Origin of the sequence: Marinomonas pontica (genome assembly GCF_036322735.1) — a bacterium.
In the GTDB taxonomy this organism is placed as follows: Bacteria; Pseudomonadota; Gammaproteobacteria; order Pseudomonadales; family Marinomonadaceae; genus Marinomonas; species Marinomonas pontica.
The window spans coordinates 1,877,741-1,900,026 of sequence record NZ_AP027271.1; the positions used below are offsets into that span (position 1 = coordinate 1,877,741).

Consider the following 22,286-nt stretch of genomic DNA (forward strand, 5'->3'; position numbering starts at 1 on the left):
CGCTTCAAAACAACCTACTCCTCTGCAGAACGCACCGCAAATTCAGCGGCAAGACGGCTCACCCCCAATCCACTCTGCTTGGTCAGTTTAATCTGCACCGGAATGCGCTCTTTAAGCGCACTGATATGACTAATAATACCAATGGTTTTACCTGAAGAATGCAAATTATCCAAGGCATCAAGAGCGGATTCCAACGTTTCGCTATCCAAGGTGCCAAAACCCTCATCCAAAAACAAAGAGTCAATGCTGGTTTTGTGGGACACCAAATCAGACAGCGCCAACGCCAACGCCAAACTCACTAGGAAAGACTCTCCACCAGACAAGGTTTTTGTGTCTCGTGAGGCGTTGGCTTGCCACGTATCCACCACCAACAAAGACAAAGCCTCTTCGTTTCGAACCAATTGATAGCGACGATGCAAGATATCCAAATGTTGATTGGCCAAATAGACCAAATGATCCAAGGTCAAACTCTGTGCAAAGCGGCGAAATTTTGCGCCATCCGCCGAACCGATCAAATGGTTCAAACGCTCTAAATGTATGAAAGCGTCTCGACGTACCTCTAACGCTTCCTTAGATTTCGCCACTTGCTCCCTGCGTTGCGTCTCCTCTTGAACCTGCTGAGTAATCCCCCCCCACTGACGATGCAATGCCTGACGTTCTGTATCAAGTTGGGCGTATTTCTCTTCTAGTTCTTCAAGCGAAAACTCACCAAAGGACAAACACTCCGCGCGTTTTTCAATATGCTTCGACAAAGAATCATCAGACTGAGTAAACAATGTCTGCAACCTAGAAACCGCTTCCTGAAGGTGTTTAAGCGTTGCTTGGTGCTGAGCGATTTCTTCTGTAGGCAAACTCGCCTGCTGCCAAGCCGAATCACTCTCGAACCCTTTCTCAGTCAGTAGTTTTTGCCAATGAACAAGCACAGCATCGTATTCTTCCGTCAACGCCAGACGGGTCTTATTCAATGCCTCTAGTGTTGCTTGGCTCGATGCCAACGCTTGAGCAAGCTGCAGTCGTTCCGCTTCGACTTTCTCTAACTTTTCCTGAGCGTGATCCGCCAGATGCTGCGTTTCTTGACGAAGTTCGCTAACACTCTTATCGCCTAGCAAGTGATACAACTGCTGAGCAATATCCGCCAGGCTCGCATCCAGCTTAGTCACCTTACCTTGCGCATCATCGCGTAACTGCTGATTCTCTTTGAGCGTGCTTTCTAAATTATTTCTTTCATAGCCAAACTGCTCACGCTGCTGCAACAAAGCATCATAACCCGCCTTGCTGTCACGCCATTGCTGCATCGCTTCTTGCAATTGCACTAACGACTCAGCCAGCGGCAAATCAAAATAGCCATCTGGCACACCTGCCTTTTGCATGTCGTGACGTAAATGCCCAATGATTTGTTCTTGCTCACTTTTCCTAGCAACCAAATTTTGTTGATTCGCTTCTAAGGTTTGCCAGAGCAATTGACATTGATTCTGATCTTGCGAAACCTGCTGTTGTGTCATTTGCTGCTGAGCCACTAGCTCCTGTAACTCAGCTTCTAAAGCCACACGAGACTGGTGTAAGGCTTCGAGCTTAGGCGCAATGTCTTGCAGCGCCAGCCAATCTTGCTCAACCTTTTGCACCAGAGCAGAGATCTGTTCTCTGTCAGACAAATTAACACCCTGATCTTGATTTAATGACGCCACCCATTCTTTCAGATCTTTTTCGGTTGCCAATAAACCCTCTATTAATGGCTGTCGTCGCGCTTGACCAGACGCCAACTCGCGTTGCATGGATTCCAAGTCAGCCGCCAACTGCATACCTTGAGCCTTCAAATTATCCAGCTCTTTGCCCAATACAGCGAACTCTTCTTGGCTGCCAGAATCTGTCTGATACAAGGCATTGGCAAGATTGTGCTCTTCGGCACCGCACAACGGACAAGCATCATGCTCACCTAACTCGTTACGCAGCTGCGTTAGAGCGACAATATGACGCTCCGCCTCAGCGAGTTTTTCAATTGTTTTTTGATGACGAAGCTTGTCTTTGTAGGTTTGTCTTTGTTGCTCTAACTGGCTTTGCTGTTGCTCAATACGGCTTGCCATTGCAGTCAAATTCGCATCCAGCTCGGCCAGTTGTGACTGCTGATCTTGGTAGTGATGAAACTGCTTCCAAAGAGATTTCGCGTTATACTGAGCACGTTCAGTTTGGTGATAACCTTTCTGCCAATCGGCATACTCACGTTGCGATGACATTTGCATGAAAGCACCCACTGCGCTTTGCAATGCTTGCTGGCGCTCACCTATACTGGCTTGCTCCTGCTCTAACTTGGCCTGATTATTTCCATGGACAGAGCGAGCGGCCTCATAGTTTTTTGAGCCTTGATCAATGCTCATCTCAAGCTCGGCAATAGCGCGTGCATTCACCTCTGTGCTTTGCACCTGATGCTGCCAATTTGCTAATTGAGCTTCAATTTTTTCGGGCGATACCCAACGATTCAAAATGGCTTTGGTTTCGTCACACGCCTTATCAATGTTCGCTTGCTTCTCAGTCACGGCTTTTAGCTGCGCCTGCTGATTATCGGCTTTTTCTGCCGCTTGCTGTAATCGAGCCACCCCATCCTGATGCTGAGCTTTCACACTTTCTTGGCGAGATAAGATAGGCTGAATGTCATCATTGATCTTATTATTCAAGGCCTCCAAATCCGCTCGCGCTCGCGACAATTTCTCTTTTGCTTGCTCAACGGACTCGGTCAATATCTGGCTTTGCTTCAGCTGTGCCTGTTGTGTTTCGGTGTATTGACTGACATCCGCCTGATTCTGATCCAAACGCGATTTTAAGCTCTGCTGCTTGTCATAATCTGGCTGCAAAACCTGCGCCGTGAGCGCTTGTTCAAGCTGCCATTGCAAAGGCGAAAAATCCGCCAACGCTTGCTTAGCCTCATCAACCTGTTGCTGATATTGAATCACTTGCTCTTGCAGTTTCTTTTCTGTACGCCGCCACTCTAATGCCGCTTGGTGTTGCTTTAACGCGTCAGCATTGGCTTTTTCATTCGATTCAAAACTCAGCTCGGCCTTTTTTAGCTCAGCAAAGGCATCTTCGGTTAATAGTTGGGTTTGCTCATTAAATTGCTCAAGTGACGCGATGGCTTGCTTCTCGAGCTTGTGCTTATCAAACACCCACTTGGATACATCACCATAAATTTCTGTGCCAGTGAGCTCTTCTAACAGTTCTGCCCTGTCATTGGCAGAGGCATTCAAAAAGGCCGAAAAGCCACCTTGAGCCAGCAACATAGACTTGGTAAAACGCGAAAAATCCAAACCTGTGAGGTCGGCTATCTTATCGATTTTCTCGTTGATTTTGGTGGTAATGATGGTGCCATCACGCTCGCACAATTCACACGTCATTGGCTGCAACTTACCATCGCTTTGGCCGCGAGCACGTCGCTGACTCCAAAAAGCACGATAGCCTTTGCCTTTTATTTCAAATTCCACTTCCGCCAAACATTCTGACGTGTGGCGCGTCATCACATCGTTCTGGCTTGGTGACACTTTTAAACGCGGTGTTTCATGGTACAAAGCCAAACAGATTGCATCCAACAAAGTCGACTTACCTGCGCCCGTCGGCCCGACAATGGCAAACACCCCAGCGTCATCAAACGGCGCTTTGGTAAAATCGATTTCCCATTCGCCTTTTAGGGAGTTCAAATTCTTCAGGCGCAGTTTGCAAATTTTCATGATTGCTTCTCCTCACCGTCTTGCTGATGCTCTTTCAGCTCCACCAAGCACGTATTAAACAGCTCGGTCAGGATGTCAGATTCGTCTTCGTCCAGTTCTAAATTGGATTTAAGACTCTGCTCAAACACATCACCAACGGTTAATTCCGACAAGGTTTTACGCGCCTCAAAGCCTTCATTCTTTTTCTCGATCGCACTGCGGCGCATCACGCGCAGCAACTCAATAGGTTTGCCGTCAATGACCTCCAGCAAGCGCTTATGCACATCACTCAAATACTCATCAGCGATCACAGTCACCTCTAACCAAAGGATCTTGTCTTCTGCCAATTCCAACGCTGAAATCTGCTTGATTACCTCTTTCAAATTCCCCTTCATACTCGCCATAGGCTGGAAATTCGGAATCGTTACCAACTGAACTGGGTCCACAGACTCAGCAAACAAATCTTCAACAAAAGTGTCTGCATCTAACAAAGCGGTATCGAATATCACCACGGTTTTGTCACGCCCTAATTCGTCAAAACTCAATGGAATCGGCGAACCGCTGTAACGAAATCGACCACTTTTACTGATTGGCTGAGCACGATGAATGTGCCCCAGCGCCAGATAATCAAACGCCGGAAACACCGATGTCGGCAAGGCTTCCAAAGTGCCAACGTAAAGGTCACGAACCGACTCGCTCACTTGCCCACCTACTGCGGTTAAATGCCCAGTACCAATAATCGGCACAGGTGTTTTCAGTGCGTTATTTTTCTCACAGGCAGCATCAAACACTCGTTGGTAAAAATCACCTATCATCTGCAGCAAACCAAGTTTCTTATCTTGTTCGGATTGCCCTGCAACGCTTTGCATCACGTCTTTTGGTCGTAAATACGGCACAGCACAAACCCAAGCGGAAACCTCGCCCTTCTTGTCTTTTAACGGAATGACATGTGAGTCGATATCGTCAAGATTGGCTTGGCTAGACACTTGAGTATCGAGATAGGTCAGCAAGCTCTTGGATTCGTTTAGCATACTGACCGAATCGTGATTCCCCGCGACAATCACCAACTGGCATTGGCGCGCTTTCATATCCAATACCAGCTGATGGTACATTTCTCGCGCGTAGCTTGGTGGCGAACCGGTATCGAAAACATCCCCCGCGATAATCACCGCATCAATAGACTCTTTGTCCACCAGCGCCAATAACCAATCAATAAAGGCTTTGTGCTCATCACGTCGGGATTTCCCCATGAAATGCTGACCAAGATGCCAGTCTGAGGTATGTAGAATTTTCATTTATAGAATCCGTTGAATATAAAAATAGACATAAAAAAAAACGGTCGAACTACCGAACAAAATGCAGCTGATTCGGATGAATCCGCAAAGGACGCAACACCCTATTCCAATCCTGAGCAGACACGTTTTGACCATGATAAATAAGCTGTAACGAAGCACCGCCAGAATTAGCCTGCGCCGTTTGGAGAAAAGCCGTCAACGCATCATCCGCCAAACTCTCGGCTAATGTCTCATTCGCCAGCAAGGTAAAATGCCCGAGAAACTTCGCCGTGTAATCCAACAAAGACTCGCGCCAATAAGATTCCAGCAAGGCATTGTCAGGAGAAGCGATCACCACCACGGGCGCATCGGCGATGTCCATTTCAAACAACAAACGCCCCTTTCTAATGCCCTTTGATAGCTGAACCGCCAACGGATCACCCGCAGACAACATCAAGGCTTGCAACCAATCCTCATCGGAAAGGCGTTCCTTCTGAAGCACAATTCTCAACGGCGCTCCCGCCGAGTTTAGAACCATGCACTCATAAACATTCGATGACTGGCGAAATAGATTTCGAGAGGATTCACAAAACGAAAAAGACACAACAACACGATCGCCAAACGATTCATCGCTAGGCCCTAAAAGAGTCAACTCGATAGAATCGCCATTAAGAGAAAGAGTGTTTAACACAGAAAAAGTAGAAGTCTCAGCCGGGATTTGCCGAGTTAATGACATAGACGAAGAAATCGCGGTTTGGCAAGACAGGATCGACTCGCCATTGCTCGTATCATAAAGACAACACGCCCCACACGCGCCAGCACAACAACCGTAACGAACATCCGCACCCTGAGAAAGCAACGACGACAACAAATTATCACCCAAAACCACCTCAAACGGCTCATCATCCAATTCTATTGTCAGCGACTGTGAATCCATCATTCCACCTCATCTTTGATCAGGCTATTATGACATATTCTAACGTTTCACCCTCGCCCTTTATTAAAATGCATCCCCAAAAAGAAAATCACTGTTTCACAGCATTTAAAACACGTTTGGCAGATCGTTCCATCTTGTTGTATAGGCTGGCGATAAATGCTCGCGCTTCATGACCCATTGCGATGAAACGCCTTGCGAAGCAAAAAAAACACTCCCAAGACCACTATGATTGATTTGATCCACCACATTCATGAACGCTTTTGATTTAATTTGGTGTGCCGCTGGCCGAAATAAATCTTCTTGGACAGCGCCATGTTCATAGAAGTCAGTGAGCATGACTCCTGCTTTCATATAGCGAAAACCATCACGCCAGAGTCGCGAAAACAGCACGCCAGCGACTTCTAATAAATCTCGCGTGTCATCGGTTGGATTAGGAAGTTCAGCAGAAAGCGTTTGCGAGTACTGCGGTTCGTTTGGGATAAACGGACTAGTACGAATAAACACACTCACTACTCGGCAAAGACGTTTTTCACCGCGCAATTTCTCGGCAGCGCGCGTTGTGTACTTGGCGATCGCTTCCCGTAGTTCTTGCTTATCCGTCACCTTATGACCAAAAGATCGACTGCAAATGATTTGTTGTTTGGTTGGCCTGACTAATTCCAAATCCAAGCACGACACGCCATTCAATTCTCGAATGGTTCGCTCCAACACCACAGAAAATTCGCTACGAATGGATTTCGGATCAGCATTAGCAAGATCCAACGCAGTATGAATGCCTCTCGCCTTTAGCTTTGCCGTAGTACGACGGCCAACGCCCCATACGTCACTCACATCTAACAAAGCCAGCAAGCGCCTTTGTCGCTCAGGGTCCGTTAAATCAACCACAGATCCGGTTGCAGGGTATTTCTTCGCGGCGTGGTTGGCGAGCTTCGCCAGCGTCTTAGTTGGCGCGATACCAATACCAACGGTAATGCCCGTCCATTGATCGACCTTGGCTTTTACATGCTTGCCAAATGCCAGCAAATCCGTCACGTGATCCACACCTGTTAAATCCATGAAAGCTTCATCGATGGAATACACTTCCAGGCGTGGTGCCTCCTCCTCCAAGATCGTCATCACCCGATTCGACATATCCGCATACAAAGCATAGTTGGATGAAAAGCACACAATGCCGTGTTTTCTTATCTCATCCTGCACCTGAAACATCGGCACCCCCATCTTAATTCCCAGCGCTTTCACTTCCTTAGATCGCGCCACAATGCAGCCATCGTTATTCGACAACACCGCAACAGGCGTATGCCTTAAATCTGGACGAAACAACTTTTCGCAACTGGCATAAAAATTATTACAATCAACAAGCGCAAAAACCGAAGCCATCAGCCACGCTCATACTTTCTAATCACACTAGTAACAACACCAAAAATCTCAAACTCAGACTCTTCCGTAATCAAAATAGCCTTGTAGGCTTTGTTTTTTGGGCGCAATAGAACATTGGGCTTCAGTTCCAATGTTTTCACCGTCATCTCCCCATAAATACAAGCAATCACAATATCCCCATGACGAGCCGTCAACGACTTATCCACCAACAAAACATCACCAGATAAAATACCAGCGTCCATCATAGAATCGCCTTGGGCACGCACATAAAAGGTCGATGCCGGGTGAGAGACACAAAACTCATTAAGATCTAAAGTACGCTCAACAAAATCTTGAGCAGGCGATGGAAAACCAGCAGAAACCCCTTCAACATAAAGAGGAATGCGGACACTGTTTGCCGCAATAAACGAAGCCGACTCAGAAACACCAAGATAAGAAACACGCATAAGCCACCATAAATACTGTATATTTATACAGTATAGTTTTAAGCGACACGAATGACCAAGTGAATTTTTGTAAGAAGAGCATTCAACGCAAAACAGCTGCCTATTCGGCAAACATAAAAAAACCACCCGAAGGCGGTATTTAAAAGGTATATAAGATTTTTCAGTTATTTCACTTAAGTATTTTTGTACATCCGAAAAAGGCAATAAAGGCGACCATAACACCTTTGACTCGCCCAATGATTTGGTCGACCCATGCGAGTTTGGTTGGGATTCTGGCGAGTTGTTGGTAGTTCAGATGGTTTAAATCATTTATATGGTATCGATGACGGGTACAACGGTGATGCTTTCTACTATGAAAAAGGGCTTGGCTGCATCGTTCACAATCAATTTTTCATCTGACCCCAAATTCACATAAAAGAAAGCTGCACTTTCACGGCAGACTGCGCTTCGCTTATCCTGCCCTACAAGTGATGTTGTTTAGGTTCAGCAGCGAGGGGCAAGGCAAGTTCGAGTCAGTGTAAAGGCACTAGAGACGTGACGGCACATCGTGAAAATATTTATAGAAACACAAAAGAATGAAATAAGTATTGGTGTAAAAAAAAGGAGATTTTAGAAATTTAGGGGAGATTAAGGTGGCATCTCTACCAGCCGCACCTCGGCACACAAGTCCACCGCTGTGGCTGCTTCCTTCCGGACCTGACCAGATTAACGGTTTATCGTTGCGAGGGGACCAGCAGAGACACCATAAAGGAGGCCTGTTGACCTTGGGGCGCAATTATACGCAGCCAATACGAAATATCAACCGCCTTTCTTATGTATTTTCAAATACTTAAATCTTTTTGCTTATCAAGCGCCCTTTCCTTCTCTTATCCTGTGCTTGCGCTTTTTAGCCTCAGCCTATAACGCGGGTAACATTTACGGTAAGATACGCGCCATTAAGAATCATAGGAGTAGCGAGTTGAAGCTATTTGTAAAAAACCTAACCCACGTGGATTTTTCCTACTTTGACGCCAAGCGTGGTTTGTTGGGCGAAAGCTGGCAGACAGACATTGTACTGACCGGCAAATTAAACGATGAAAGCATGATTTGTGATTTCAGTATCGTGAAAAAACAAATCAAAAAATGGCTGGATGACAATATCGATCACATGCTGGCGATTCCTGCCGTGCACAACGGATCTACTCTCACGTCATTGGCTAGTGATCGTGTTTCTTTTCATTTTGATCACAGTAAAGAAGCCGCTGACGACAAGCGTGTGTTTCAATGCGATGCGCCAACTCAGGCTATTTGCGTTTTACCCATGACAGAAATCACACCAGAAGCGGCGGCTAAATGGGTTGAGTCACAAATTCTTAATCTGCTGCCAGCGGAGTTAGAAGCCGTTAGCGTGCGTTTTACACCAGAGCACATCGCTGGCGCGCAGTATCAATACAGCCATGGTTTGAAGAAGCACGCAGGTAACTGCCAACGTATTGCTCACGGTCATCGCTCTACGGTAGAGATTTACGCCGATGGCGCACGTAATGCGGCAATGGAACACGATTGGGCAAAACGTTGGGAAGACATCTATTTAGGTACACAAGAAGACTTGATAAGCCAAGCGACTGAAAACGACGTGAGCTATCACTGTTTCAGTTATACCAGCCAGCAAGGTTTGTTTGAGCTAAAAATAGACAGTAATCAGGTTTACATGCTGGATTGCGATACCACGGTTGAATCGCTTTCCGCACACATTGCCGATGTATTAGCAGAAGAGAATCCAGGTGTGCACATTGAAGCTCACGGTTTTGAGGGTATTGGTAAAGGCGCAATTTCAGAAAAAGTAAAGGCAAGAGTATGAGCTTAAAAGAGTACGAGAACCTCGCTCAAGGCGAAAAGTTATCGCTAGACACGGTATTAGCCAATTTAAAAACAGACGAACATGGTTTGATCGCCGCCATTGCGCAGCAGCACGATACTGGTGAAGTGTTAATGCTTGCCTACATGAATGAGAAATCCATTCGTGAAACATTAGAAACGGGGCAAGTGTGTTACTGGTCTCGTTCACGCCAAACTTACTGGCGCAAAGGCGAAAGTTCTGGGCACCGCCAAACATTAGTGTCTATGTCATTTGATTGCGATGGCGATGCCATCTTGATAAAAGTTGATCAAAAAGGCCCTGCCTGCCACACCAACCGTCGGGATTGCTTCTTTTTTACCGTTGATGGGAAAGATGTCGTTATCAGTACTGCCCCAGAAAAAAACAAATAGTTGCAAAAAAACGCACAAAAATAGAGCATCCCAACAAAATAGCACTAGGCTTTTGCTAACCTTTCACGCTATCTTAAGAGTAGACTTCTTTTCTTGCACATTAAGAGCAGGAAAAGCGGTCAATAAAATAACAAAATAGATGACTCTTTCTGGAGCACTCTGCACTATTGCCAACATGCTCCCCCCAAAAGCTCACGCTTTCTAAGAGCTATAAATAAATGTTATTTCCGTAAAGTAATGTAACTTAATTGGCATAACTATTGCTGATCAATAGCCATTGACTTCCACTCTTATTCATTGGATTAGCTATGTTGAATCTGTCCGTAAGAACAAAAATACTTTCTCTCATTGCTCTGTTTTCGCTAGTGATCATCGGCGTGAGCGTTAGCTCTGCACTAACCAGTAAATCTGTTTCGTCCGAGCTACAAAGCCTTTCTTCGCAAAGCTTACAACTCGTCAAAAACCTAGAAAAAAGCCGTCAACTTCTTTTACAACAATCCGTAGAGTTTGAACGCGGTTTTTTTCAAGTATCCATTGCTAAATCCATTGGGGGATATGGCGTTGAGCAAATCACAGAATCCTCCGATAAATTTACCACTTATACCGCAGAGCTTCTTACCAGCATTGAAAATGTCAAAAACATTTTAGCCACCATGCCAGTGCATGATGGGCTGGATAATCTATTTACTCAGATCACGGCTCTAGAAGAGCAGCAAGCCATCTTCCTAGAGGCCAGCACCGAAACGTACAGCTGGTGGGTTAAATTAAATACATTAAAAGCCAACAAATCTCGCCGCGCGGCAGACGAAAGCCTGATAGCGGTTAATAAACAAATGGAAGACATTATTGCAGCCATTAATGATTACAGCACCGCCGTTGCTGACATTCAAAACCACAAATTAGACCAAACCATATACGCTAGCGGTGGACTTGCTGCGGCACTTATTATCATCGGCATTATTGTCAGCATTGTTATTGTTAACGGCATTTGCCGTCCGCTCATTCGTGCGGTTCGCAGAGCAGAAGAAATTGCGTCAGGCGACTTGGTCAAATCAAAAGTAGCAAGCAAGCGTAAAGATGAAATCGGCATGCTAGAAACAGCCATGGACAAATTAGTGATCCAGCTAAGCAGTATTTTGCATGATGTTGCCGAGTCCAGCACTATGCTGACCAAGGCAGCCAATGACCTAAACAAAATAACAGATGAATCATCTGAAATGGTCGAACGCCAACAAGAAGAGACCAATTTCATTTCGCAGGCAATACAAGAAATACAATCCACAGCGGTACATGTTTCAGAAGCGACCACGGACGCAAGTCAAGCGGCGCACAGTGCCGAAAGTGCTGCAAATGAAGGCACCGCCATTGCCACGAAGACGATCAACAGCATCCAAGAACTAGCATCTGAAATTGCCAGTTCAGCGTCCACTATTAACGAATTGCAATCTAACACCAAAGAAATCAGTAACATTTTGAATGTGATTTTGGGCATTGCAGAACAGACAAATTTACTCGCATTGAACGCTGCCATAGAAGCCGCTCGAGCAGGCGAACAAGGGCGTGGCTTTGCGGTAGTGGCAGACGAAGTCAGACACCTTGCACAAAACACGCAAAATGCGACCCAAGAAATCGAAAAAATGATCACCTTATTGCAAAGCGGTACCAGCTCTGCGGTGAAGGCAATGACCTCCAGTCACCAGCGCTCAACTGATGCGGTAAGCCAAGTGAAACACGAGGAAGAGTCATTGCGAAACATCAATCAGTCTGTCACTAAAATTCGCGACATGAACGACCGAATCTCAGCCACAGCAGAAGAACAAGCGTCGGTTACGGCGGACGTCAGCCGCAATGTGGAAAATATTACCGAGATCACGTCACGCACAACAAAATCCATCCATTCTATTAGCAACTCCGCTGGACAGCTGGCTTCGTTAGCCACACAATTGTCGGAGAAAATCAGTTACTTTAAAGTATAGTAACTGCATGGATTACCACCTTAAGGGGGAAGTCTTTACTTCCCCCTTTTTTATGACTGCTTTCATTTTTAGGAGAAAATCATGTGTCGTTGGATGGCGTATCAGGGTGATCCTGTTTACCTTGAATCGTTGCTTTTCAAACAAGAGCATTCTTTAATTCATCAAAGCCTGAGCGCGAGAAAATCCGAAGTCACGGTCAATGCCGATGGCTTTGGCTTAGGCTGGTACGATGAACGAGAAGAGCCCGGCTTATACCACGAGGTGTTACCGGCTTGGAGTGACAGCAACTTAAAAAGCCTAGCCAGACACATTAAAAGTGGCTTATTTTTCGCGCACGTTCGCTCTTCTACAGGAACAGAGACCAACCGCTCGAACTGCCACCCTTTCAGTTACAAAAACTGGCTATTCATGCATAACGGTCAAATTGGCGGTTACGAATCGTTGCGCTGGCAACTGGATCGTTTGATCCCAGAACACCTTTACAACCATCGGCATGGCGCAACCGATTCGGAAGTCATCTTCCTGCTCATGATCGCCAATGGATTAGAGCAAAAACCAGAACAAGCCATTGAAACAACCTTGGCACAAATTCTCGACATGATGAAACAAAAGAAAATACAAGACCCCTTGCGATTTACAGCGGTATTTTCAGACGGCGAAGAAATCACGGCCATTCGCTTCTCCAGCGACGAACACGCTCCTAGCCTGTACTGCAAACAGTTTGAAAAGCACATTGTGATTGGTTCAGAGCCTCTCGATCACTCGAGCGACAGCTGGACGCAAGTGCCAGCAGGACACATTGCGAAGATAAAAGGTCAAGAGTATCAAATTCAACCTTTGACTGAATTATTAAAAATGACCGCCTAGCGGTCATTTTATGCTTTAAATAATAAAATTATCTTTTATATCATTGAGCGACATCGTTACGCCCCCTTGCCCGGTCGCTTTAATTAAACAGGCTCTTTCTCTCTGTAAGCATACGTGGCGTCAAAACGAGACTGAATCCAGTCACCGCTCAAGATGGCATTGTATTTTGCTGGTGCATCAGCAGTAGCACAACTCGGCACACATTCAACATTCGTTTCGTAATCCGGCTCCACAAAAAAGGGAAACGAGTAACGATGCACGTCAGGCAATGAGGCTCGCACTCTGTGTGCAGTGGAGACGTATTCATCATTGGTCCAGCGTTGCATCAGATCGCCAATATTCACCACCAAAGCGTTGTCGATTGGCGTCGCATCGACCCACTCGCCTTGGCGATTTTTGACTTGCAAGCCACCAATCTGATCTTGTAACAGCAAGGTGACACAACCGTAATCGGTATGCGCTCCTGCGCCATTGTCATGGTCGTTGGCTGGACGTGGTGGATAATGAATCATGCGCAAAACCGTAACGTGATCTTTAAAGCAGCGGGTGAAAAAATCGTCTTCCAAAGACAAAGCCTGCGCCATAGCGGTCAACAATTTTTGAGCCACCTGAAAAGCTTCAACATAATAATCCTGCAACACTTCAACGGTTTTAGGGTCGCTTGGGTTCTGATTTGGCCCATACATGGTTGGGTATTTTGCAACCAAAGGATGATCTTTTGGAAAATCCAAGGCCATATCAAAAGTTTCTTTCCAATCTGCATGGCCAATTTCATCCAGTTGCTCTTCACCGATATTGCCATACCCTCGATGATTCACACTGCTTTTAATATCAATGGCATTTTTCGCGTCTTGTGGCTGATTAAAAAAGCGCTTGGCTTCTCGCATCAGTGCGGCCATCAATTCGCTCGAAATGCCAGTATTGGTCAAATAAAAGAAGCCAATTTCACGACACGCTTTGTCTAACGCGTTAATTTCACTTTGACGAATGGCACCGCTGTCATGGGTCAGTTTAGATAAGTCGATCAATGGAATAGACATTCATGCGTTCCTTAAGCTCTGGAAGATATTTTTATAAGTTGTGTGTGCTTAGGGTTGAAGCGTTTTAAACCCACCTCACCAAAATCCACAAAGATCATTTGTTTATCGTCACGCTCTTGTCGGACAACAATACCTTGCCCAAATTGATCGTGGCGCACCTTGTCTCCGGGCTGCAATGCACTTTTTCCTTCAACTCGATGACGAAAGGTCAAGGACGGCGAAGGATCAACGGCACGCAAATAACGCTGAAACACGGCGCCTTTTTCCGTAGCAATTGGTGTGCCAGTGTCTTCAGCATACCACGCCTCACAGATACGACTGACGGCATACGGCTGAGCTTCAAAAACAAAACGCGACAAAGACAAACTCTTTAACGCAGCACGAGGAATATCGCCTTGCTTCATGCGTTTATGCTCGTCAGTGCTTGGGGATTCAAGCAAGACTAACTTCTGTTTGGCACGGGTAATCGCCACATAAAACAAACGCCGTTCAGAAGCCAAATCACTGGAGGCTTGCTTGTCTATGGCGCTTAAATCCTCGTCATAATACGGAAAACGCCCTTCCTGTAAGCCAGACAACAACACCTGATCAAACTCCAAGCCTTTCGACTTGTGAATCGTCATCAAATGCACGCCATGACTGTCGTCTGTTTGCTTTTCATTTAAGGTCGCCAGTTGCTCCAAAATCGATTTCGCGTCACCGCCAACACCTCGTACATACGCCATAAACGCATCGCAGGTCGCGATTTTTTCTTGGGTCTGAATGTCTTTGCTGCTGGTGCTTTCGAAGTAGCGATAAATGCCCAACTTTTCCAACGTATGCGCCAAACCTTGCCCAGGATCAGTGCGATACTGCTTATTATAAGCGTCAGCTAAACTGCGTAACCAATCAGCACGTTCGTAGAGTTTTTTCGCTCGCCAACCTTCAGTAGCGTCCGCAACCGATTCAATAATTTGCGGCAATAAATGCGGAGATTGTTTGGCTTGTTGAATCAAGGTTTTACGCTGCGCCATGGAACCACCAAGACTCGGCACCGTCAGCAAATACTCAATGTCATCTGGATGAAAAAAAACACTTGGACTTTCCAAACCGCCAGCAATCACGGCAAGGTACGCCATTAGCATGCGAATTTGGCGATTTTCCAACAACGGAGAATCGCCATGCAATTGATACGGTACGCCTTTGTGCATCAAGGCGAGTTGCACTGGCACCATGTCGCTGTACAAGCGCACTAACACCGCGGTGTCGCTCAATGCACGACCTTCATCAACCCAAGATTTCAGCTCGCCCAACAGAGCTTTGCCCGTCTTCGGAGCGCGAGCAAAAGACACTCGCGTACGCTCACCCGCCCCGATTACTAAGGCGTCAGGATCGTTTTCGCTAATGACACTCGACGCCATGAGACCAACCGCATGGCCAAAACGAAAGCTGGTACTTAATGGATACGTCGCCACGTTGGCAAAGTCTTGGTCAAATTGCGTGGCCATAATGTCTGGACTGGCACCGCGCCATTCGTAAATACATTGCTGCACATCGCCGACAATCATCCATTGGCAAGGTGCAGGATAAAGCAATTTGAGCAATTCATATTGGCAAGGGTTAATGTCTTGAAATTCGTCAATCAACAGGTAACGAAAATCCGGCACCAAACCACGCACTCTCACGCGCTCCGCGTCGTCTAATTCGCTGATTAATTCGTAAGGATCGCTGAGTAAATCGGCAAAGAAACGTATGTTATTGCGCTTGCGCAGCTTCTCTAATTCGTCATAAAGGGCAGGGAAAAACTTACGTTCTTTCGACCAACCCAAAGCCTCAAAAACGATTTGTGCTGGTTGATCGGAGGCTTTGACTTGATCAACAAATAACAGCACGTCTTCAAGCCACTCTTTCTCGTCCAAAATCGCAATTTTCTCGCCACTTCGCACCAAACGTTGCAAGGCTTCGCGCAACATTTTCACCAAGCTAAAATCGTCGGTGACCAACTTCGCAGAAGTCAGCCAACCTTGCTGCTCCAAGCGTCGACAGAACTTCATACCAAAGGCATGAAAGGTCATCACGCTCGGGGAACGCAAATGCCCCGCCGCCATGAGTCGCTTACTTAAACGCTCAGAAAACTCTTCTTGGGCGCTTTTGTTAAACATAAACACGCCAATGTGAGACGGGTCCACGCCTTGTGCTAACAAATGCTCAATACGAGAAATTAACGTCGTTGTTTTACCTGCCCCCGCGACCGCAATGACTTTTGCTGGCGAAATGAGGTCATGAGCTACCACACAATGTTGTTCGTCTGTTAACGAGGTGGTTGACTCGATGTTAGGTTGTGCTTGTATCAAAATAGTCTTGCCTTATGAATCTTCGAAGCACTAGTCTTCAAATAAATGGCCAATTTCACGAAACGCAAGATGCTCTCTGCCGGCGATCTTAGCAATAGATTCGCCACATACGACTAAACGTCGTTGCACTCGCGCAAAAAATACGCCATTGGTGCGCGCAATCAGCGGGTAACTGGAGGTTTCCACGTCATCGTCCATTAGGTTCACGACTTCGCCAATCACCTCGCCTTCTTCTACTTCGTCGCCAATGGCTTTGTGATAACAAACAATGCCGGCGCACGGCGCTTTCACTAAATCCATAGCGTCTAATGGGTAATATTCGACATCGCTGTCATCAATCACTGGCGCTTTCCCAGAAATCACATCACGCAACACCAAATAATCAAACAGCGCTTGCGCGTCTTGTTCTGCAAAGTCGTTGGAAATGTCGTTTTCACCGCGCAACTCAAGTGTCAATGAACGGCTGCCCCAAGGAATTAAATGGGCATAATGGGCTTTTAAATCGCGCCACACACTGACATTGGTTTCGTCAAAAGACGCTGCGCCGGTTTCCAGTTCAGACAAACCGACTTTCGCCCCTAATAACGCCAATAATGGCTTAAAGTGGCTTTCAAATTCTTGCGCCACATAGGCGTGCATACTGGCTTCCCCAGAACAATGCAGGTCGAGCACTTCATCGGCGTCCATAGACAAAGCCAGTAGCGTTTTCTTCATGCCTTGCAGCTCGGTGGTTTCTGGCAACAACACCAACTCGTCGTGAATCGCTTGGCGAACCAGGTCAATATTGCTTTCAATATCCCCCGTCACATCCCCTTTGATGCGCTTCTCAACTTTTGCGCCTAACTGTGGCCAGTTGCGGTTAAAATTGCCACCGCCATCAGAAAACGCAAAGCGACCAGGAATATAGCCATGAAAGTTTTGCGCCAAACCAATCGGGTTTGCGACAGGCACGATCACAATTTCACCTTGAATCAAGCCTGCGTCATCGGCTTTCTTCAGCTTTCTCAACAGGGTATTCAGTACCAAAAAGCCCGGCCATTCGTCGGCGTGCAATCCCGCCTGAAAATACACCTTCGGCCGCGCACCAGTCTCGCCAAAATGGTGCGCCTTTAAAATTCGCTGGGTGCCCGGTGTCGCGCTTGGTAAAACATGAGAATAAATTTGATAAGACATAACACCTCGCATAATCCACTGAAACACTCGCCCAATTTTAGCCAGCACATGGTACGCTAAAACCCATTCTTAATAAAAAACAATTCCTTAAAGAAAAGGTTCTGTAATAAATTGCTATTAACTTACGTCTAATAACGACAACCCCACCCTAGCCCCTTGAAAGACATAAGGGGAGGGAAAACATACTAACTCCTCCCAAGCTAAATAAGGGAAGAGGTTAAATTGTACTTAGCTCCTCCCCAAACTAAATAAGGGAGGATGCTAAATTGCACTTAGCTCCTCCCCCTGTTAAGGGGGAGGCTGGGAGGGGGTCAATTGAAAACAAAACATTAGGAGAAAGGAATGAAAAAATCGTTAATCGCGGCGACGGTTGCAGCCAGCTGTATGCTAGCTAGCGTTTCTACCCAAGCCAGCTCGCTTCAGACGTGGCAGGACACACTTAATAAAGCCAAGGGCCAAACTGTGTATTTCAATGCATGGGGTGGAGCCGACAACATTAACGATTACATTCAATGGGCCGCCGATCGTATTAAAGAAGAGTACGATGTGACGTTAAAACAAGTAAAATTGACCGACACATCAGACGCAGTCAATCGCGTATTGGCTGAAAAAGCCGCAGGGAAAAACACCCAAGGTTCGATTGACCTTATCTGGATCAATGGCGAAAACTTTCGCGCTATGAAAGACAACAATTTGCTGTTCGGCCCCTTCTCAGAAACACTGCCTAACTACAAAACCTACGTAGACGCCTACGCGCACAAAAGTCTCACTCGTGATTTCGGTACATCCGTCGACGGTATGGAATCGCCTTGGGGAATGGCGCAAGTTATCTTTATGCATGACACCGCCACGTTAGACACGCCACCTAAGTCCATTGCCGAATTACTAAGCTACGCGAAAGAACACCCGGGACGCATCACTTACCCTGAGCCTCCGCAATTTCTTGGATCGACTTTTCTAAAACAGGCACTGTACGAATTAACACCGCATAGAAAAGCGCTGGCTCAACCGGCCGACAGTGTCGACTTTGACAAGATCACCGCCCCTTTATGGGCGTACTTAGATCAGCTTCACCAAGTTGCATGGCGCAATGGCCAAACCTTTCCCTCCAGCTCAGAAGAAATGATGCGCTTGTTGGATGACCAAGAAATAGATGTTGCACTGAGCTTTGACGTGTCCGCTGCATCGGTTCAGATAGACAAAGGCAATTTACCCGACACAGTTCGCTCTTATGTGTTTACTGGCGGCACAATTGGTAATACGCATTTTTTAGCGATTCCTTATAACAGCGGGGCGAAAGCCGGCGCTCAAGTCGTTGCCAACTTTATGTTGTCACCAGAAGCACAAATCAAAAAACAAACGCCGACCATTTGGGGCGATTTAAGTGTTTTATCTTACACAACGCTGAGCGCGAAAGATCAAGCAGCGTTCGATGCCTTGCCTCGCGGCATTGCCACCTTAAGCATTGAGCAGCTGGGTAGAACATTACCGGAACCACACAGTAGTTGGGTGGATGCTCTAGAAAAAGAGTGGCGTAAGCGTTACGCACAATAATTAGCAAGATAAGAAGTAGTATGCCGTTAAAACACGCGAAATGGATCACTGGGATAATTAGTCTGTTATTGGTACTTCCCATTGCCATTGGTTTGATCGGCACATTGCTTCCTGCGTTTGCGTATTTTCCGCCCCTTGGTGAATACGACCTTTCTCTCTCCCCTTGGCGTGACTTGTTTAGCCAAGGGGAATTTTACGCCAGTGTAAAACTCACTCTCATAACGGGAATTGCCGCGCCTCTGCTCGCCCTTTGGTTCGCTCTGTCGCTATTGGCTTGGGGTTATCAACGACCGTTTTTCCGCAAAATTGAAGCACTGCTGTCGCCAATTCTGGCGATTCCCCACGCCGCTATTGCCATTGGCTTGTTGTTTCTATTAAGTCCATCGGGCTGGTTGGTGCGTATATTTAGCCCTTGGCTGACAGGGTTTGATCGGCCGCCTAATTGGATTACTGTGCAAGACCCTTATGGGATATCGTTGATTCTTGCCTTGGTCGTCAAAGAAATGCCTTATCTTTTATTCGTCATGCTCGCCACGATGAAAAGCATCAAGGCGCAAAAAAGCTTACAAGTCGGCCAAGCCCTCGGTTACAGCCGCTTTACCTTGTGGCGCAAGGTGTTAATTCCTCAGTTATATCCAATTATTCGTTTGCCTATTTTCATCGTCATTGCCTTTAGTTTGACTGTAGTGGATTTGGCTTTGGTGATCGGCCCCAACACACCGTCAACGCTGGCGGTGACATTATTACGATGGTTTAACGATCCTGATTTATCCATGCGATTAATGGCCAGCGCTGGCGCAGTTACTCTTATGCTAGTCATTGTTGTTGTATTGGCGGGCTGGGAACTCTCGCACTTGTTGTTTAGCCGCTTAACTCGTGCCGAACGCAGTAATGGCAAGCGCTTTGGTTTAACTGACAGCGTGCTCAGATTGGGAGTTGTTCTAGGTATATTCGCCTTGCTAAATGCCTTTGTGGCTCTGGCTTTGCTGCCGATTTGGTCGCTTACTCGTCGCTGGCGTTTTCCCGATGCATTACCAAGCCAATGGACATGGGATAATATCGACCGCGCCACACCACTGCTGATGGAACTCACATCAAATACGCTAACCATTGCCTTAGTGGCAACTCTCATGGCGTGCGTGATTAGCCTTGTGATGCTGGAAACCAAACGCCATTCTCACTCCGCCGACCATGGCAAACAGCAAGTATTCGATTGGCTGATTTATGTGCCTATTCTTTTGCCCCAAATTGGCTTTTTGTTTGGTTTGCATGTGCTGCTGATTTATCTGAACCTTAATGGCGACCTGTGCGCCATTATTGCCCTGCATTTAATGTACGTTTTGCCTTATGTGTATCTAACCCTAAAAGGCCCCTATTTGGCCTACAATGAAGAATACTTATGGCAAGCCAATCGGCTGAATAATCGACCTTGGCGAAACTATCTCTCGGTCAAAATCGCCATGCTAAAACCCGCTATATTCACCGCCTTTGCGATTGGTTTTTCCGTCAGCATTGCCCAATATTTACCCACTCTTATTGCCGGTGAAGGCCGCTACAGCACGTTAACAACAGAAGCCGTGGCACAAGCTGCATCGGGCGATAGAAAACAAGTCGGCAGCATGGCCATGCTGCAAGCGTTCTTTCCCATCATGGTATTTTGGCTCGCACAGTTCATTCCGCCACGCTGGACAAAATGGCGACTGGCATTAAAAAAGGTGTTTAGCAAAAGGAATACATCGTGCTCAGTGTAAACGCGTTCTCTCTGTCATTGGACGGCAAGACATTCATCAAAGACCTAAGCTTCGAGATTGCCAATGGCCAAGTCTTGTCCATCATGGGGCCAAGCGGCATTGGCAAATCCAGTCTATTGCACTTTCTCAGCGGCTCAATGTCACCAAATTTGACCATCACAGGTGAGGCCTTTTTAAACGACCACGCCTTACACACAAAAGCCACCCAAGATCGAAAAGTCGGTTTATTGCAACAGATGCCTTTGTTGTTTCCACACATGAGCATCATGGAAAATCTACTCTTTGCCATCCCTGCCGACATCAAAAAATCGGCACGAATAGACATGGCGCAACACGCCTTGGAAAAACTCGGCATTCCCGACAAAGCCAACGCTTTACCGAAAACGCTTTCCGGCGGACAACAAGCCCGCGTTGCCCTGCTCCGCACACTTCTCTCCAAACCCGACTATCTGCTTTTGGACGAGCCTTTCAGCAAGCTCGACCCAGCCCTACGACGTGACGTAAGAGCCTTCGTACTTAGTGAAATACAAAAAGCCAACATACCCGCGCTGCTGGTCACACACGATCCTGAAGATGCGAAAGCCATGGAAGGGGACTGTTTGGAATTAAAAAAAGAGGCTATTTAACCAAACCCAAAAAAACAATAGTGAAAAACGCATCACCAGATGCGTCCACATAAGAACAACATTCACAAACGATGTATAAGGACAATCACCTACTGCCTTCATGGCCAATCTGAAAAATCAGGGGGATTTTCGCCGTTTTTAATGACGTCTTTTTCTGTGTGATTACGCTTGAACTGGCTAGGTGAAATGCCCGTTTCTTTCTTAAAAAAGTGACTAAACTGACTGCCGTCGCTGTAGCCCAAATCATTTGCAATGGCTTGTATCGACCCTGCTGATTTTTTTAGCCTCGACGTGGCTTCAATTAACACTCGGTTATTAATCAGTTGTAAAGGCGACTTTTTCAGGTTGCGCTGGCAAATGGCGTGCAGCCGATCGTAGGTCATGATCAATTCCTGACAATAGTAAGATACCGATCTTCTATTTCGATATTCCACTTCAACAAGTTGACGGAACTGTTGCAACACCAGCTCATCAGGAGAATGCGTCAATCGAATGGATTCGATATTACTCAGTCGATAAATGCCAATCAGCAACACACGGATAATCGAACAAATCACCGTACGTGAGCGCTTATTGGCTGAAGAGATCTCAGCCTTTAACAACCTCAGCAGCGGCAAAAACTCGTCATCTATATCCTGCTTTGAGCAAGATGTGATGGTGAACTGTCGCATCAAGGTTTCTAATTTAGCGCTGTCCAAGTCCGAACCTGTCACCAAAGAACCAAGCTCATCTCGATAGCCTAACAACCACACCTGACTGCCTGCAGGCACCAATACCTTGGCGTTTTTTTTATGCGGAATACAGAAAATTGAAGACTCTAATACCGGATGCCTTTCTTCCATCAATACGGTCGCCTCGCCTCTCTGAATGAGGCCGATCAAATTGAAGTCAGAAAAATTGTCATTGCCCGTACTGAATACTCTAGATTGTAAACCGGGCTGAATAGACTCAAACCGCACCATCGAGCCAATGATATTCGTCAACATCGTA

General features: G+C 46.5%; 17 protein-coding genes and 1 other RNA gene. 8 read left to right on the plus strand and 10 right to left on the minus strand.

The genetic code is table 11. The annotated features are described in order from the left end of the window. Nucleotides 1-14: 14 nt before the first annotated feature. The 5 genes from AABA11_RS08800 to umuD all read right to left on the minus strand — a co-directional run bounded on the left by AABA11_RS08800 (nucleotide 15) and on the right by umuD (nucleotide 7,726). The gene (locus AABA11_RS08800) at nucleotides 15-3,713 is read right to left on the minus strand and encodes an AAA family ATPase (protein ID WP_338267107.1); all 3,699 of its coding nucleotides are present in this window, start codon (nucleotides 3,711-3,713) and stop codon (nucleotides 15-17) included. Then, the gene (gene sbcD / locus AABA11_RS08805) at nucleotides 3,710-4,987 is read right to left on the minus strand and encodes an exonuclease subunit SbcD (RefSeq protein WP_338267109.1); all 1,278 of its coding nucleotides are present in this window, start codon (nucleotides 4,985-4,987) and stop codon (nucleotides 3,710-3,712) included. Before sbcD ends, AABA11_RS08800 begins: the two co-directional genes overlap by 4 nt. Nucleotides 4,988-5,036: 49 nt before the next feature. Then, on the minus strand, nucleotides 5,037-5,906 hold the full coding sequence (locus AABA11_RS08810) for a 2Fe-2S iron-sulfur cluster-binding protein (RefSeq protein WP_338267111.1): 870 nt from the start codon (nucleotides 5,904-5,906) through the stop codon (nucleotides 5,037-5,039). A gap of 102 nt (nucleotides 5,907-6,008) precedes the next feature. Beyond that, nucleotides 6,009-7,280 (minus strand): translesion error-prone DNA polymerase V subunit UmuC, encoded by a 1,272-nt coding sequence (gene umuC / locus AABA11_RS08815; protein WP_338267113.1) that lies wholly within the window; start codon nucleotides 7,278-7,280, stop codon nucleotides 6,009-6,011. Beyond that, nucleotides 7,280-7,726: a translesion error-prone DNA polymerase V autoproteolytic subunit gene (gene umuD / locus AABA11_RS08820; RefSeq protein ID WP_265729833.1), complete on the minus strand. Its 447-nt coding sequence runs from the start codon at nucleotides 7,724-7,726 to the stop codon at nucleotides 7,280-7,282. Before umuD ends, umuC begins: the two co-directional genes overlap by 1 nt. Nucleotides 7,727-7,978: 252 nt before the next feature. Here umuD and AABA11_RS08825 point away from each other — a divergent pair, with 252 nt between their 5' ends. Continuing rightward, a complete protein-coding gene (locus AABA11_RS08825) occupies nucleotides 7,979-8,125 on the plus strand; it encodes a hypothetical protein (protein WP_338267117.1) in 147 nt (48 codons plus the stop codon). Nucleotides 8,126-8,365: 240 nt separating this feature from the next. Here the strand turns inward: AABA11_RS08825 and ffs are convergent. Further along, nucleotides 8,366-8,462, minus strand: an RNA gene (ffs, locus tag AABA11_RS08830) — signal recognition particle sRNA small type. A gap of 222 nt (nucleotides 8,463-8,684) precedes the next feature. On the opposite strand from ffs, the gene AABA11_RS08835 reads away from it, so the two are divergent. From AABA11_RS08835 to AABA11_RS08850, 4 genes are all read left to right on the plus strand, one after another. After that, nucleotides 8,685-9,566 carry a 6-carboxytetrahydropterin synthase gene (locus tag AABA11_RS08835; protein WP_338267120.1) on the plus strand — a complete coding sequence of 294 codons (882 nt, stop codon included), beginning with the start codon at nucleotides 8,685-8,687 and terminating at the stop codon, nucleotides 9,564-9,566. Then, complete coding sequence (hisI, locus tag AABA11_RS08840; RefSeq protein ID WP_265729831.1) at nucleotides 9,563-9,976, plus strand: phosphoribosyl-AMP cyclohydrolase; 414 nt, start codon at nucleotides 9,563-9,565, stop codon at nucleotides 9,974-9,976. Before AABA11_RS08835 ends, hisI begins: the two co-directional genes overlap by 4 nt. Nucleotides 9,977-10,284: 308 nt before the next feature. Then, nucleotides 10,285-11,952 (plus strand): methyl-accepting chemotaxis protein, encoded by a 1,668-nt coding sequence (locus AABA11_RS08845; RefSeq protein ID WP_338267124.1) that lies wholly within the window; start codon nucleotides 10,285-10,287, stop codon nucleotides 11,950-11,952. An 81-nt stretch (nucleotides 11,953-12,033) separates the two neighbouring features. Then, entirely contained in the window at nucleotides 12,034-12,819 is a 786-nt protein-coding gene (locus AABA11_RS08850; protein ID WP_265729829.1) for a class II glutamine amidotransferase, read from the plus strand. A gap of 83 nt (nucleotides 12,820-12,902) precedes the next feature. Here the strand turns inward: AABA11_RS08850 and AABA11_RS08855 are convergent, their stop codons facing one another. From AABA11_RS08855 to AABA11_RS08865, 3 genes are read right to left on the minus strand one after another with little or no spacing between them, the layout of a single operon-like run. Next, nucleotides 12,903-13,859 carry an isopenicillin N synthase family dioxygenase gene (locus AABA11_RS08855; protein WP_338267127.1) on the minus strand — a complete coding sequence of 319 codons (957 nt, stop codon included), beginning with the start codon at nucleotides 13,857-13,859 and terminating at the stop codon, nucleotides 12,903-12,905. An 11-nt stretch (nucleotides 13,860-13,870) separates the two neighbouring features. Continuing rightward, entirely contained in the window at nucleotides 13,871-16,192 is a 2,322-nt protein-coding gene (locus AABA11_RS08860; RefSeq protein ID WP_338267129.1) for an ATP-dependent helicase, read from the minus strand. A gap of 30 nt (nucleotides 16,193-16,222) precedes the next feature. Beyond that, nucleotides 16,223-17,365, minus strand: a complete 1,143-nt coding sequence (locus AABA11_RS08865; protein WP_338267131.1) for a succinylglutamate desuccinylase/aspartoacylase family protein — start codon at nucleotides 17,363-17,365, stop codon at nucleotides 16,223-16,225. 342 nt (nucleotides 17,366-17,707) lie between these two features. Between AABA11_RS08865 and AABA11_RS08870 the strand changes: the two genes are divergently transcribed. Genes AABA11_RS08870 through AABA11_RS08880 form a run of 3 tightly spaced genes read left to right on the plus strand, consistent with a single transcriptional unit; the run spans nucleotide 17,708 to nucleotide 21,296 of the window. Next, nucleotides 17,708-18,919 (plus strand): ABC transporter substrate-binding protein, encoded by a 1,212-nt coding sequence (locus AABA11_RS08870; RefSeq protein ID WP_265729824.1) that lies wholly within the window; start codon nucleotides 17,708-17,710, stop codon nucleotides 18,917-18,919. Nucleotides 18,920-18,939: 20 nt separating this feature from the next. Then, nucleotides 18,940-20,670, plus strand: a complete 1,731-nt coding sequence (locus tag AABA11_RS08875) for an ABC transporter permease (RefSeq protein ID WP_338267135.1) — start codon at nucleotides 18,940-18,942, stop codon at nucleotides 20,668-20,670. Beyond that, nucleotides 20,658-21,296, plus strand: a complete 639-nt coding sequence (locus AABA11_RS08880) for an ATP-binding cassette domain-containing protein (RefSeq protein WP_265729821.1) — start codon at nucleotides 20,658-20,660, stop codon at nucleotides 21,294-21,296. The genes AABA11_RS08875 and AABA11_RS08880 overlap by 13 nt, the downstream gene beginning before the upstream one ends. Nucleotides 21,297-21,394: 98 nt before the next feature. Here the strand turns inward: AABA11_RS08880 and AABA11_RS08885 are convergent, their stop codons facing one another. Next, nucleotides 21,395-22,282, minus strand: coding sequence for an AraC family transcriptional regulator (locus AABA11_RS08885; protein ID WP_338267138.1), 888 nt, complete (start codon nucleotides 22,280-22,282; stop codon nucleotides 21,395-21,397). Nucleotides 22,283-22,286: the final 4 nt, after the last annotated feature.